Source organism: Candidatus Viadribacter manganicus, from assembly GCF_001679665.1.
In the GTDB taxonomy this organism is placed as follows: Bacteria; Pseudomonadota; Alphaproteobacteria; order Caulobacterales; family Aquidulcibacteraceae; genus Vitreimonas; species Vitreimonas manganica.
Genome location: NZ_CP013244.1, coordinates 3693728 through 3707484 on the forward strand (window position 1 = coordinate 3693728; position 13757 = coordinate 3707484).

Genomic DNA, 13757 nt, shown 5'->3' on the forward strand with positions numbered 1-13757 from the left:
CGAGATACCTGCTAAGGTGCGACGAGGGATTCCAGAGGAACGATCATGATCCGAATTCTGAGCTTCGCCGCGGCGGCTTTCGCCTTGGTCGCCTGCGCCAGCACACCGGCTGGGCCGCCTTACACGGCGGCCGCCTCGGCCAGTAGCGCGGGCTATTCCGAGACGCAGATTGAGTCGAACCGCTACTTTGTGACCTATCGCGCGCCGAGTGGCGCTGAAGCGGCCCGCCTCGAAGATTACGCACTGCTGCGGGCTGCTGAACTCACGCTTCAAAACGGTCGCGAGTGGTTCTGGGTTGATCGGCGAAGCTTGGATCAGCAGAGCGCGGCTCGTTCGACAGGTCCGAGTCTCGGTGTCGGTATCGGTGGCGGCAGCTATGGACGTAGCAGCGGCGCCAGCGTCGGTGTTGGCTTCAACATTCCGCTCGGCAACCAGCCGCAGGCGCCGCGAGCACGTGGCGCGACGTACGAAATTCGGTTTGGCGAAGGCCCAAAGCCGGACGATGCCAATGCGTATGACGCCCGCTCGACCTCGCAGGCGATCCGCGCTCGGATTTCGACCATCGGATGATGAATTTGTTGCTGGTGGCCGCGGGCGGCGCGTTTGGCGCGGTTGCTCGCTACGGCGTGGGCGTCGGCGCCGCGCGGCTGTTTGGCCTGGTGTTTCCGTGGGGCACGCTTGTCGTCAACGTCGTCGGCGGCCTCGCGATGGGCTTGTTGGCAGCCAGGGTAGGGCCTGAGCAGGAGGCGCTTCGCCTTGCCCTCGGTGTGGGTGTTCTGGGCGGCTTCACCACGTTTTCGGCGTTTTCGCTGGAGACGGTGCGTCTGTTGGAGCATCAACCCGGCCTTGCGTTGCTCTATGCTGCCGCGTCGGTGGTGCTGAGTGTCGGCGCCTGTTGGATTGGTTTGAGTGTGGGACGCGCATGAGGTCGGTCGAGACCGTTGAAGTCGGTGCAGATGATGGCGAGCCACGGATCGATCGCTGGCTGCGGCGCCGTTATCCGCAACTGACACAAGGGCAGGTTGAAAAGCTGCTGCGCACCGGTCAGGTGCGCGTCGATGGCGCGCGCGTCAAAGCTTCCGACCGCGTGTCGCCGGGGCAGAGCGTTCGCATTCCCCCGCTCCCGGATGCGCCCACACGTCCGCCGCCCGGCGCGATCTCAGAGAAGGACGCTGAATACGTTCGCTCTCTGGTTATCCATCGTGATGAGGATGTCATTGTTCTGAACAAGCCGCACGGCCTCGCCGTGCAAGGCGGCGCGAAAACGCCCCGCCATCTCGACGCCTTGATGGATGGGCTGAAGTTTGACGCCGAACAGAAACCCAAGCTCGTGCACCGCCTCGATCGCGATACATCGGGATGCCTGGTGCTGGCGCGCCATCCTCGCGCTGCTGCATTTCTCGCCGAAGCTTTCCGCGATCGCGACACCGATAAAATATATTGGGCAATCGTTGTTGGCTCGCCGCGTCCTAAGGTCGGCGAGTTGCGCTCATGGATACGTAAGGCGCCGGGGCCTCGCGATGCTGATCGTGAAATGATGGTTCGCGCGCTTCAAACCGAAGAGGGCGCGGTCCACGCCATCACGCAGTACGCAGTGGTGTCGGAAGCGGCGCAGCGCGCAGCGTGGGTTGCGTTGCGCCCGGTTACGGGGCGCACCCACCAGCTCCGCTTTCATATGGCCGAGATGGGGCACGCGATCGCCGGCGATCCGAAATATAAATGCGATCGGCCGACGCCAAACGATCTCGGTGGCGCGCTGCTTCTGCATGCACGAGCCATTCGCATGCCGCACCCGTCGGGCGGCGAACTCAAGGTCATCGCCAAGCTGACCGGCCATATCAAAGCAGCGTTCAACACACTTGGCTTTGAGGAAGGCGAGATGCGCGACCCCTTCAAACCGTTCGAGGGAACGCGATGAAGGGCACGCTGGAAGCGGATGCTTTCGTCAATGCCGCGCGGGAATTGTTGAACCAAAACGATGCGGTCGGCGCCGAACGCATTCTGGCGCCTGTGATCCATCAGTTTAAAGCCGACGCGCCGGTTCAACATCTAATGGGCCAGATCAAGAAAGCCCAAGGCCAGTTGCCGGAGGCCGAGCGCTATTTCCGCGCCGCCATCGCGCACGATTTGCGCTCGGGCCAATATTACAATGAACTCGGCGTCGTGCTGCAATCGCGCGGCGCCTACGAAGACGCGATCAAGATTTTCCGCGCCGCGTCTGCATTGGCGCCCGGCCTCTTGATGGTCCGCGTCAGCATTGTGCGTTGCCTGATGTCTTTGGGCGATCTTAACGAGGCCGAGCGCGAGGCGCGTGAGTACATCGCCATCGCTCCAGGGCCTGAAAGCTGGACGCTCCTCGGAACCGTCCAACGCGCGCAGGAGCGTCACCAAGATGCGCTCACCACCGCCGAAACTGCGCTCAAATACGGCCCGAGCTTGCGCGGCCTGCGCTATAATCACGCGACGGCGCTCGAAAAAGTGGGGCGCAATACCGAAGCTCTCGCGATTTTCGAGAAGCTCGCACGCCAGGAAATCGACACGCCTGACCTCGCCTTGCATTTGGCGCGCGCGCTCTATGCGGAGGGGCGCAAGAAGGACGCCGAAGACATCGCAGAACACGGTGTGCGTCTCTGGCCGAATGTAACGACGCTTCAATCGACGCTATCGAGAATAAAATCCCTTGCCGGCCAAGCGGAGAAATCCGTTGCAGCTAATGAGGCGGCTATCCTCGCGCGCCCAAACGATTTGGGTCTGCGCCTAGCCTGCGCCGACTCTTTGCATCGCGGTGGGCACAACACCAAAGCGCTGGCCGTGCTCGACGAAGCCTTGCGCCTGGCGCCGGATACGCCTGCATTGCTGACGGCCATGGGTGTCGTTCTCGACGAACTGGATCGTCCCTTCGACGGACTGCGCGTGTTGCGGCGCGCCGCTGAAGTGGCGCCATCTCGCGCCGCACAGCGCAACCTGCTTTCAACGCTGCTTCGCGCCGGTCAGCCCGAAGAGGTCCTGCGGATCGTGAACGAACTTCGCGTCGAGCAACCGCATGAGCAATATCTCATCGCCTGCGCGACCACGGCGATGCGTATGCTGGAGCATCCCGAGTACCGGGTATGGTGCGACTACGATCGCTTCGTGCGTACCTATGAGATTCCGCCGCCGCAGGGCTTTTTCACCACCGAGGCATTTAACGCCGGTCTCGCTGTGATGTTGCGCGCGCAGCACAAGACCAACGCGCATCCTTTGGATCAATACATTCCGAATGGATCGCAAACTGGGCGCAGCTTGCTCACGCTCGATGAACCCGTGATCAAGCACTTCCTCGCAGCCATGGATGTCGCTGTGCGCGACTATGCCGGACGGTTGGCCGAGAACGACCCAGTCGGCGTGCGGCGGGGTAAGCATTCGCGTTACGCCGGCCTGTGGTCGGTGCGCCTCACTGACGGCGGCTACCAGCCAAACCACGTCCACGATCGCGGCTGGATCAGTTCGGCTTATTTTGTGTCGATCATGCCGGGCGAGCGGCCCAAGGATCCGCGCGCCGGCTGGCTGAAGTTCGGTGAACCAAACCGGCCTCCGGCTAATTGCGGCCCTGAGAAGTTCGTCGAGCCCCATTCAGGCATGCTGGTGCTGTTTCCATCGTACATGTGGCACGGGACTGTGCCGTTCGAGGGCGCAGAGCGCCTCAGTATGGCGTTTGACCTCACGCCAAGCTGACGATGCGGCGGCGCGCCCGGATGCGTCTGAGACCGCTATCGGCTAAATGAATGTCGTGACTGACGCGCCTGCATTGCCTCGCCGCTTCTACGAAGCTGTTTCCGTCGTGGAGAATGATGGCGGTTTCGGCGTGGCGCTTGATGCGCGAACGCTGCGGACACCTGGCGGCGCCGTGTTTGTATCGCCGACGCGTGCGCTGGCTGAGGCTTGCGCGAGCGAGTGGGCGGCGCAGGGCGAGCAGATCATCCCGACCTCAATGCCGGTTAGCCAGTTTGCCTTTGCGACGTTGGATTGGACCGTCAAAAATCGCGAGCAGCTCGTCGATTACGTGACGGCCTTTGGTGAGACCGATCTTTGCTGCCATCGCGCCGATGCGCCTTCCGATCTGCGCGCCAAGCAAGCAGTGTACTGGGATCCCATCGTTGCGTGGGCGACTGAAACGCTTGGTGTGACGCTTCCCGTGGTCACCGGCATTATTGCCGCGCGTCCAGGCCCGCAGATGCTCGCGTCCCTCCGTCAACATGCGTTGGCGTTGGATGATTTTCGAATGACCGCGCTCTCGCAAGCGACGGGCCTTGCCGGATCCGTGCTGATTGGGCTTGCGCTGGTGCGCGGTAAGCTCACGCCCGACGATGCTTTCAACGCCGCCGCACTGGATAATCTTTGGGGCCTGGAGAAATGGGGCGAGGATGACGAGGCGCGCGCGCGACTTGTGCGCGAGCAGGCCGAGTTCCAGGCGATTGGGCGTTTCCTCGGAGCGCTTGGATGAACGCCGAGGTGCAAAAGCGCGCGCAAGCCCAAATGAGCGCAGGTAACTTTCGTGGAGCCGAGCAGATTGCGCGCGCCGCGCTTGCAGAAGCGCCGAGCGCCGAGGCGTTCGAAGTTCTGGCCAACGCCTTGCGGGCGCAGGATCGTCTTGAGGAAGCGCTTGACGCCGCTAATCAAGCAGCCGCACGCGCGCCCCATAGCGCCAGCGCCCAGCACGGACGCGCCTTCATCCTCGGAAAGTTGGGGCGCAACACCGAGGCGTTGGCGATCTTCGATCAATTGCTTCAACGCGGCGTCGCCGCGCCGCAATTGCATCTAAACCGGGCCGTCGCGCTGCTGGGCCTTACGCGTGACGCGGAAGCCGAAGGCGCCTTGTTGGAGGCTGCCAAGCGCTGGCCGCAGGACCAAGCTCTGCAAAGCATGCTGGCCAGCGTGCGCTGGATGCGCGGCGCGGGAGAAAGTTTCGCGCGCGATTATGGGGCCGCCGTTCAGCGCCAGCCTGACTCCCTCCATCTACGCATCGGCTATTCCGATATTCTCCGCCGCGCCGATCAGCGCGCGCGCGCTGAAGAGGTCCTGATCGAGGGCCTTCACAAGCAACCTGGCAATGGCCCATTGCAGGGCGCGCTCGGGGTGTTGCTGGACGAAATGGACCGCACCGCTGAAGGCTTGCCGCTGCTGCGCGCGGCGGTTGCCGATGCGCCACACGTTCCATTCGTTCGCGGCAATCTCATTTGTGCGCTTCTCCGCCTCGGGCGCGGCGATGAGGCTCTGCGAGAGCTCACGCCGTTACTCCAAGCGCAACCGCTGAATGGCGATTGGATTTGCTATCAGTCGATGGCCTACCGCCAGCTCGGCGATCCTCGTTATCATGAGCTCTGCGACTACGATCTGATGGTCCAGCCGCACGATCTCGAAGCGCCGCAGGGTTTCGCCTCGTTTGCTGATTTCAACGCGGCCCTGCGCGAGAGCCTGGAGCGCCTGCACGTTCTGGAAACCCATCCACTCGATCAATCGCTTCGGCATGGATCGCAGACGACGCGTAGCCTGCTTTATGTTGAGGACCCGATCGTGCAGCGATATCTGCGCGCGCTCGAAGATCCGATCCGCGCCTACATCGCCACGATGCAGAAGCCCAATCATCCGTGGAGCGGGCGCAAGACCGATAAATTCAGATTGTCCGGCTGTTGGTCGGTGAAGCTGAAACCAAGCGGCTATCACGTGAACCACCTCCACCCGGAGGGCTGGATCAGTTCGGCCTATTATGTCTCGCTGCCTGAGGTCACAAAATTCGGCGACAGCCAGGAAGGCTGGATCAAGTTCGGCGAACCGCGCTGGCCCACGCCGCATTGCACGGTCGAAAAAGTCGTCCAGCCCAAAGAGGGCCGGCTGGTGCTTTTCCCTTCTTACATGTGGCACGGCACCATACCGTTCTCACAAGGCGAACGCATGACCGCGCCGTTCGACGTCGTACCCGCCTGAAGCACGCGCTTGTAAGGCGGCATTTCATGTTGCAAACCGGCGTCAACGGAGACCGAAATGAGCAACGACGCCGTCCTCGATCAAGCTGAACTCTCAGTCAAAAACGGCGATCCCGCCGGCGCCGAGCGATTGCTTTCGCAGACATGGCCCGACATTTCGCGCGCGCCGGCCGACGCCCAGCACGTGATGGCGATGGTGCGCATGGCGCAGGGGCGTCCAGCTGAAAGCGTGCAGCTCTTGCGCGCCGCCATCAGCGCCGAGCCAAACGCGCTGCGTCACCATATCGGCCTCGGGCACGTCATGTCCGAGATCGGCGACCACAACGGCGCCATCGAAGCCTACACCGCCGCGGCGCGCATCGATCAAACCTGGCCGGGTCTGCTCGTCGTTCTCTCGCAAGCTTACTATATCACCCAGCGTTTCGCCGACGCTGAGCGTGTTGCGCGCCAAGCCAACGCCGCGCCGACGTCATCGACGTGGGAGGCGCTCTCGAACGCACTGCGCGCACAGGGCAAGAGCCAGGAAGCGCTCGCCGCTGCTGAAGAGGCAGTAAAGCTCAATCGCCAGGATCCAAACGCACAGCACGCGAAAGCCGCGGCCCTGATGCAGTTGAACCGTCCCCAAGACGCGCTGACCATCTTCGATGATCTGACCCGTAGCGGTCTTGATCTGCCGGTCTTGGCCATGAACCGTGGCGCCGCTTTGGAAGCGCTCGGCCGCAAGGCCGACGCCCGCGCGGCTTATGAAGACGCTGCGCGCCGCTGGCCAAACCTGCCGCACCTTCAAGATCGCGTCGCGGCAGCCCGCAAGCGGGTCTAACCGGCGCTTGCCTCACTCCCGGCCGGAAGCTACCCCCTGACGCATCGTTTGCGTTGGGAGCTCTCCGCCCATGAAAGATATTATCGCCGCCCTGGAAGCCAAGCGCGCAGCAGCGCGCGCGGGCGGGGGTGAGAAGCGCCACGCGGCCCAGCACGCCAAGGGCAAGCTCACGGCGCGCGAACGCATTGAACTTCTGCTCGACGAAGGCTCGTTCGAAGAGTTCGACATGTTCGTCGAACATCGCAGCCACGAATTCGGCATGGAGAAAACCAAGATCCCGGGCGATGGCGTCGTCACCGGCTGGGGCGCCATCAACGGCCGCCTCGTCTATGTGTTTTCCAAGGACTTCACCGTCTTTGGCGGATCGCTCTCTGGCGCCCACGCGGCCAAGATCTGCAAGGTGCAGGACATGGCGATGAAGAACGGCGCGCCAATCGTCGGCATTTTCGACGCTGGCGGCGCCCGCATTCAAGAGGGCGTGGAATCGCTCGCCGGTTACGCAGACATCTTCCAGCGCAATATTCTCGCCTCCGGCGTCATCCCACAGATCAGCGTGATCATGGGGCCATGCGCGGGTGGGGACGTCTATTCGCCGGCGATGACCGACTTCATCTTCATGGTGAAAGACACGAGCTACATGTTCGTGACCGGCCCTGACGTGGTGAAGACGGTGACGAACGAAGTCGTCACCGCTGAAGAGCTTGGCGGTGCGCGTGTGCACTCCAGCAAATCCGGCGTCGTCGATGGCGCCTATGAAAACGATTTCGAGACGCTGACGCAGATGCGACGTCTGATCGATTTCCTGCCGCTCTCAAATCGCGAGAAGCCGCCGACGCGGCCGCACTTCGATGACGTCACGCGCGAGGAGACCTCGCTCGATCGCCTAATCCCCGACAATCCGAACAAGCCCTACGACATGAAAGAGCTGGTCGAGAAGGTCGCGGACGAGGGCGACTTCTTCGAGATTGGCGCCGATTTCGGCAAGAACATCCTGACCGGTTTCGTCCGCCTCGATGGCTCGACCGTCGGCATCGTCGCCAACCAGCCGATGGTGCTCGCCGGCGTGCTCGATATCGACGCTTCGCGCAAAGCCGCGCGCTTCGTGCGCTTCTGCGACGCCTTCAACATTCCCATCGTGACCTTCGTGGACGTGCCGGGATTCTTGCCGGGCACCAAGCAAGAGCTGGGCGGCCTCATCAAGCACGGCGCCAAGCTCTTGTTCGCCTACGGCGAAGCCACGGTGCCGAAAGTCACGGTGATCACGCGCAAAGCCTATGGCGGCGCCTATGACGTCATGAGTTCAAAGCACCTGCGCGGCGACGTGAACTACGCTTGGCCCAGCGCCGAGATCGCGGTGATGGGCGCGAAGGGCGCCGTCGAAATCATTTTCCGCGCCGATATTGGCGATCCCGAAAAGATCGCTGCGCGCACGCAGGAATATTCCGATCGCTTCGCCAATCCGTTCGTAGCCGCGAGCCTCGGCTACGTCGACGACGTCATCATGCCGCGTGACACCCGCAAACGCATCATCCGCGCGCTCGGCACGCTGAAGAACAAGAAGCTAGAGAACCCCTGGAAGAAGCACGACAACATTCCGTTGTGAGGGTGACGCGACTCCCATCGAGGATGGCTTACACCGAGACGAAGCGGATGCTTGCCGGTTTGACGACTCCGGCTCCGGTTTCCATGTGCGCGAAGTTCCCGTGTTGCGTTGTTGCTGCAGTACTGCGCGCGGCGCCCTGAGTTCCCGTAACGGTTTGCGCAGGACCTTGTTGTCTCGTCGCATGACACTAACGCGAGGAGCATGTGTGATGCGTAATGAATCTTTTCTGAAAGCGGGTCTGGCTGCGGTCGCGCTGATTGCGATGGCGCCGTCTGCAAACGCCGACAACGCCGGAGTGAACGTCGGCACATTGCGCTGTCAAGTCGATGGCGGTTGGGGCCATGTCGTCGCATCAAGCCGCGACATGCATTGTGTGTTCAATCCAGTCGATGGCCGCGACGAGCACTACACCGGTGAATTGTCGCGCTATGGCATCGAGCTTGGCTAGGCCAGCGACGCAACGCTTGTTTGGGCGGTCGTCGCGCCGAGTTCGAGCATGGCGCGCGGTGCGCTCGAGGGTGATTGTGGCGGCGTCTCGGGCCAAGCCACGGTCGGCGTCGGTCTCGGCGCCAACGTGCTCATCGGTGGCTTCGATCGTTCGATCGCGTTCCAACCTGTGAGCGTTGAAGGCAATTCAGGCCTGGCTGTCGCTGCCGGCGCTGGCGTGATTACGCTCCGCCAAGGCTGAGATCAGGGCTGAATGCGAACGCGGCGCGGAGTGATCTGCGTCGCGTTTTCGTGCTTGGCTTGATCGGCCGACGATGAAGCGTCGTGTGGCGCCGATAAGGCGACCAACCAAGCCGGTTTTGCGATGGGGAACGGTCGCGAGCGGGCGGGTGCAGGAGTACAAGGCGCGATGCGTTTGGCTGCCGCCCTTCTTTTCTTGATCGCGCTCTCCGCGTGTTCCCAAGGGACCGCAGAGACTTCGGTTGCGGCGCCCAGGGGCCAATACGTCGCGCTCAGCGGTGATTACAAAGCCAGCTCCAATACCGCGCGCGCAATCACCGGCGCGATGATCATTCAGCGCGGCGGCGTCACCTTCAGCAACGGCGTCATCCTCTACACACGCACTCTGACACCTCGTCACGGCGGCGATCTCATCGCGAAGAACGGCGATAGCTATGCGGCGGCAGTCGTCGGCCCTGGCTCGCTGTCGATCGAGTTGCGGCGCATTACAGAGCAAGTGACGCCAGCCGGCGTCATCGGTCTTTGCGGCGCCGAACGGCCGCAATACGTCGCGCTCGCCTACGATGAACGCGCGACCACCGTGACGATGTTGGTGTTCTCAGGCGACGAGCCGCCAGGACCCGAAGCAGTCAGCAGCCGCATCTGCGCACGCTTCGGTTACGCTGCGCCCGAAGGCGCCCGCACGCGTGAAGGTGTCGTGCTCTAGTCGGGCTTCGCCAGAGGTTTGGTCGGTTCGCCGAGTTCGTAAAATTCGGCGCCCTTGTCCGTCTGCATCAAGAGGTAGCGTTTATCGAGATCGGGATACGAGACGACATCGATCGGCTTATCTTCCCCGCCCATCAGATAGACGCACTCTTCGTCAAACGTGTTGCGCAGAAGGTGCGGCACGCTAGGTGTGGCAAAGCCCATGAAATCGCCGGGACCTACTTCTGCGGTCTTGCCATCAATGTCCGCCATGGCGCGCCCGGAGATGATGTAGATCCATTCTTCTTCGAGCATGTGAGCATGGTAGGCGAAGCTATCTTTGCCAGGTGGCAGCTTCACTAGACTGACATGCGCCCGGTTCATTCCGGCGAGCCGTGAGAGCCCCGCGGCGCGAAAAAGCGAATTGGGATTGAGCTTCTGACTGAAGGGCCGCATCGCGGCGGGAATTTCGCTCGACCGCCAGAGCGGCTTCTTCGACTCAGCCATTATTCACCTCGCGTAGAAATCTATCCTACAGCGAGGCCGTGGCGCGATAATGCGATCTGAACTTAGAACTCGACCGGCTCGTAGGGGCGCCACTCGCCGCCCAACAAAAGCTCAAGCGGCCGGAACTCGGCTTTGTAGTGCATCTTATCGGAGCCGGGGATCCAGTAGCCGAGATAGAGATAACCAAAGCCGGCGGCGCGCGCTTGCTGGATGTGGTCAAGGATGACGTACACGCCGGGGCTCCGCCGCGAGTCATCTGGCTCGAAGAACGAGTAGACCATCGAGAGACCATCGCCGAGTGCATCTACAAGCGCGGCGGAAGCGAGCTCACCCCGGTTGGGGCCATCGGAATATCGGTACTCGACGATATGGGTGTGAACGGCGGACTCCTCCACCATGGCCGCGAAGTCGGTGAAGGTCATGTCAGCCATGCCGCCATCGGCGTGGCGCGACGCCAGGTAGCGGCGCAGAAGGAAAAACTGTTCTTCAGTGGCTTGAGCTGGGCGAAGGGCGCGCGTCAGGTCGGCGTTGCGCAACATGATCTTGCGCCAGCGGCGCGTGAACTCGAATTTTTCGACCGGCACGCGGGCCGATATGCAGGCGTCGCACGCGTCGCAAGACGGTCTGTAAGCGATGTTCTGCGAGCGGCGAAAACCAGCGTTTGTCAGGACGTCGTGCAGTTCGCCAGCGTCCAGGCCATCAAGCGCGGTGAAAACCTTGCGCTCCTTCCGGCCTGGCAAATAGGGGCAGGGAGACGGCGCTGTCAGAAAGAAGCGCAGATTCTTGGTTGGAAATGGCTTCGTCACGTCGCGGACATGGTCGCCCAACCTTTCACGGCGTCAAGACAGCTCACGCATTCCACGCTGTTAGACTTAACGAAGCCTTTTAGGTCCTGCACTTGGCCTAAAAATCTGCCCACAGATTACGATTGGCTCTCCGAATTGGGGAAAACTCTGTTATCGTCTTTGCATCTGCCGCGCGGACTGGGGGAGCTGTTCGGCCCGAAGCAGAGGGAGAGCGCCATGGCGCAACCTGTGACGGCCATTTTATCACGCCAGGGCGAGCTTGCCGCTAAGGCGCGTCAATTCACGAACGATACGAACGAGGCTAGCCTTCTGGTGGGGCGCGTGGTTTCTCGCGCGCTCAGCACTTTCAAGGGCACTGAGGCCGACGACGTGATCACTCATGCCATGCGCCGTGACCTCGATCGGCTGATCGAACAGCTGAAGAAGGCCCGCCACTAAGCCGCGATGCGTTCGGCCCGCCCTAGAGGGTCCGGCAGTGCGTCGCCGTCGGCGACGAAGCTCAGCGACACCGAATTGATGCAATAGCGCAGGCCGGTTGGGCGTGGGCCATCCGGGAAGAGGTGTCCTTGATGACTGTCGCAGCGCGCACAGCGCGTCTCGACCCGATGCATGCCGTAGGAGTTGTCTTCAATTCCGAGCACGTGGGCGGGGTCGAACGGACCCGTAAAGCTTGGCCAGCCTGTCCCGCTTTCGAATTTGGTTTCCTGTTTGAACAGCGGCAGCCCGCACAGCCGGCAGCAATAGACGCCGGTCTTCTTCTGATTGAGCAAGCCGCCACAGAACGGCGCCTCGGTGCCGTGGTGCAAGAGCACGCGACGCTCTTCCTCGTTCAGGCTCGCCTCAAGGCGTTCGCGCTCGGATTCTGTTGGCGGGGTAAGGTCGAAACCGGATGCTGAAATCGTCATGGCCCTAACTTGGTGAATACCGCCAAGTTCGTCCAGGTCACGGGCGAGGTTACACGACGCCGTCGCTGCCGCCGTAGAGCTTGGCGAGATGCAAGACGAGGCTCTTGGCCCCCGCGCTGATCTGATCGTCGCTGAATTTGGTCCGCAGCTGCCGCGTCGCTTCCGCCAAGCCCTTGGGTTGGAAGGTCAGCTTGCGCTTGTGCTTCTTAGCGATGTGCTCAATCAGCAGGTCCGCCTTCTCGTGCGAGGGGCCCATGATCGGCTTCAGCGTCTGCTCAAGTTCGCGCACCAGGGGGTCGCCTTTGCGCTTCGGCGCTTTCTTCTTGGCCGGCAACGTGGCCGCAAACAACGCCCGATCGGGGTGGGTCCGCACCATTGCGAACAATCGTTTCAGCTCGGCGCGTGAGCGCTTGCCCAGAGCTGCGCGCAACAGCTTGGTGTCGTCCGCCTTAAGCGTCATGGCGCGGCTCGGCGGAGGATGGCCGCTGCCGCGCGGGCGAGCGCTTCTTTGGCCGGACGGCCTCCCACGCGCATCATCGCAGTGACGTTGATCGGATTGGTCGCAAAGCGTTCGGTGGGGGCGGAGCGAAGGACTGCGGAATAGGGCACTTCGTCCGGAAGCAGGGCGCTGCCGAAAAACGGAGCGTTCTGGATCTCACCACGCGTGAGCGCATCGGCGTCGCCAGTTTCTCCCGAGCGGGTACGGTCGTTCACGCCGTTTAGGAGCACCGAGAATTCCTCGGGCCGCAACGCCCTTCCCCTGACTTCACGCACAACGTGCTCGAGCATGTTCAGTCCGGTGAGCGAATAACGCTCCGGTCGTACCGGGGCGACGATGTGGTCGGCGGTGGTAATGGCCAAACGCGTCAAGAAGGTAGCGCAGGGGTTGGAGTCGATAATCACCGCGTCGGAGCGCGCCCGAAGCGCGGCCACTAGGGCGCGGAAACGCGTGAAAGCTTCGGCCTTGTCCCGGTCGGGGCGGGTGTCCAGGGTGAACTCAAACAGGCGCTCGTCACCGGCAACCAACTCGAAGTTCGGCCCCTTCCCACGGCGGGCGCGGTTTAGCGGGATCGAGATGGCGCCGAAATCGCCTGGCGGCGTGCTGTGTTCGCCGCGGGCGTTGAGGATGCCGTAGAGCGTGTGGTTGCGGTCCCGAATGCGGTGGCGCTCACCGGGCGAAAGGAAATACTGGGTGAGATTGTGCTGCGGATCGAGGTCGATGAAGCTAATCGCCCGCTTGTCCGCCAAATGCGCCGCCGCGAACAGATTGGCGGCAAGAACGGTTTTGCCGACGCCGCCCTTGATGTTGAGCATCGCGATGACCCGGCCGCCTCCGTTGGCGGAGCGGGCCCGGTCGACGATCTGCGCCAGCACCTCGGATTGCGCGCCTTGGCGCAAATCAATGAAGCTGCTCGGGTCGAGCGTTTGGTTGATCCAGGACTCTGCCGCGAGGTCGTTGGTTTTCACAACGATGATGCTGCGCCCGTTATTTAGGGCCGCGGCCACTTCTCGCCGAATCCAGGCGCTCTCCTGCGCGGCCGGCGACGCAAGCACGACGACGATCGCGGCCTTGCCGACAGCCTCGACAAGGGCGCCCAACTTGTCCTGGACACGATACTCCGCTCCCGAGCGAAGGACGTCCCAGCCGTGTTGCTCAAGTTCGGCTGAGACGGCGTGGGCTGCGTTGGCATCTTCCGGTTCGAAGGCGAGATACGCCGCAATTGCCATACAGTCGGTTCCGCCCACTCTTTGGCGGCGAACCTAGTCGGCGTCATTACACCT

The 13757-nt window shown here is 62.4% G+C and carries 15 protein-coding genes and 1 pseudogene; 11 read left to right on the forward strand and 5 right to left on the reverse strand.

Features of this window, described 5'->3' with window-relative positions:
- The first annotated feature begins 45 nt into the window (after positions 1-45).
- The 10 genes and pseudogenes from ATE48_RS19050 (at position 46) to ATE48_RS19095 (ending at position 9779) form a co-directional block, all read left to right on the forward strand.
- Complete coding sequence (locus tag ATE48_RS19050; RefSeq protein ID WP_066774359.1) at positions 46-570, forward strand: CC0125/CC1285 family lipoprotein; 525 nt, start codon at positions 46-48, stop codon at positions 568-570.
- Positions 567-926: a fluoride efflux transporter CrcB gene (gene crcB, locus ATE48_RS19055; RefSeq protein WP_066774360.1), complete on the forward strand. Its 360-nt coding sequence runs from the start codon at positions 567-569 to the stop codon at positions 924-926. Before ATE48_RS19050 ends, crcB begins: the two co-directional genes overlap by 4 nt.
- Positions 923-1918 carry an RluA family pseudouridine synthase gene (locus tag ATE48_RS19060; RefSeq protein WP_066774361.1) on the forward strand — a complete coding sequence of 332 codons (996 nt, stop codon included), beginning with the start codon at positions 923-925 and terminating at the stop codon, positions 1916-1918. Before crcB ends, ATE48_RS19060 begins: the two co-directional genes overlap by 4 nt.
- Positions 1915-3714 carry a tetratricopeptide repeat protein gene (locus ATE48_RS19065; RefSeq protein WP_066774362.1) on the forward strand — a complete coding sequence of 600 codons (1800 nt, stop codon included), beginning with the start codon at positions 1915-1917 and terminating at the stop codon, positions 3712-3714. Before ATE48_RS19060 ends, ATE48_RS19065 begins: the two co-directional genes overlap by 4 nt.
- Before the next feature lie 55 nt (positions 3715-3769).
- Positions 3770-4483 carry an ATP12 family chaperone protein gene (locus ATE48_RS19070; RefSeq protein WP_066775416.1) on the forward strand — a complete coding sequence of 238 codons (714 nt, stop codon included), beginning with the start codon at positions 3770-3772 and terminating at the stop codon, positions 4481-4483.
- A complete protein-coding gene (locus ATE48_RS19075; protein WP_066774363.1) occupies positions 4480-5964 on the forward strand; it encodes a putative 2OG-Fe(II) oxygenase in 1485 nt (494 codons plus the stop codon). The genes ATE48_RS19070 and ATE48_RS19075 overlap by 4 nt, the downstream gene beginning before the upstream one ends.
- A 57-nt stretch (positions 5965-6021) precedes the next feature.
- Positions 6022-6783 carry a tetratricopeptide repeat protein gene (locus tag ATE48_RS19080; protein WP_066774364.1) on the forward strand — a complete coding sequence of 254 codons (762 nt, stop codon included), beginning with the start codon at positions 6022-6024 and terminating at the stop codon, positions 6781-6783.
- Positions 6784-6853: 70 nt separating this feature from the next.
- Entirely contained in the window at positions 6854-8386 is a 1533-nt protein-coding gene (locus tag ATE48_RS19085; protein ID WP_066774365.1) for an acyl-CoA carboxylase subunit beta, read from the forward strand.
- Between the two features lie 262 nt (positions 8387-8648).
- Positions 8649-9074 (forward strand): annotated as a pseudogene (locus ATE48_RS20175) (DUF992 domain-containing protein).
- 174 nt (positions 9075-9248) lie between these two features.
- On the forward strand, positions 9249-9779 hold the full coding sequence (locus tag ATE48_RS19095) for a hypothetical protein (protein ID WP_156767867.1): 531 nt from the start codon (positions 9249-9251) through the stop codon (positions 9777-9779).
- On the opposite strand, the gene ATE48_RS19100 is transcribed toward ATE48_RS19095, so the two are convergent.
- Together ATE48_RS19100 and ATE48_RS19105 are read right to left on the reverse strand one after the other, a co-directional pair.
- A complete protein-coding gene (locus ATE48_RS19100) occupies positions 9776-10264 on the reverse strand; it encodes a cupin domain-containing protein (protein WP_066774374.1) in 489 nt (162 codons plus the stop codon). The two genes, ATE48_RS19095 and ATE48_RS19100, sit on opposite strands and share 4 nt — an antisense overlap.
- A gap of 62 nt (positions 10265-10326) precedes the next feature.
- Positions 10327-11070 carry an arginyltransferase gene (locus tag ATE48_RS19105; RefSeq protein ID WP_066775419.1) on the reverse strand — a complete coding sequence of 248 codons (744 nt, stop codon included), beginning with the start codon at positions 11068-11070 and terminating at the stop codon, positions 10327-10329.
- Between the two features lie 216 nt (positions 11071-11286).
- Between ATE48_RS19105 and ATE48_RS19110 the strand changes: the two genes are divergently transcribed.
- Positions 11287-11508 carry a hypothetical protein gene (locus ATE48_RS19110; RefSeq protein WP_066774377.1) on the forward strand — a complete coding sequence of 74 codons (222 nt, stop codon included), beginning with the start codon at positions 11287-11289 and terminating at the stop codon, positions 11506-11508.
- Here the strand turns inward: ATE48_RS19110 and msrB are convergent.
- Genes msrB through ATE48_RS19125 form a run of 3 tightly spaced genes read right to left on the reverse strand, consistent with a single transcriptional unit; the run spans position 11505 to position 13721 of the window.
- Complete coding sequence (gene msrB, locus ATE48_RS19115; RefSeq protein ID WP_066774379.1) at positions 11505-11975, reverse strand: peptide-methionine (R)-S-oxide reductase MsrB; 471 nt, start codon at positions 11973-11975, stop codon at positions 11505-11507. The genes ATE48_RS19110 and msrB overlap by 4 nt on opposite strands.
- 49 nt (positions 11976-12024) lie before the next feature.
- Positions 12025-12435 (reverse strand): hypothetical protein, encoded by a 411-nt coding sequence (locus tag ATE48_RS19120; protein WP_066774382.1) that lies wholly within the window; start codon positions 12433-12435, stop codon positions 12025-12027.
- The gene (locus tag ATE48_RS19125; protein WP_156767868.1) at positions 12432-13721 is read right to left on the reverse strand and encodes an AAA family ATPase; all 1290 of its coding nucleotides are present in this window, start codon (positions 13719-13721) and stop codon (positions 12432-12434) included. The genes ATE48_RS19120 and ATE48_RS19125 overlap by 4 nt, the downstream gene beginning before the upstream one ends.
- Between the last annotated feature and the right edge of the window lie 36 nt (positions 13722-13757).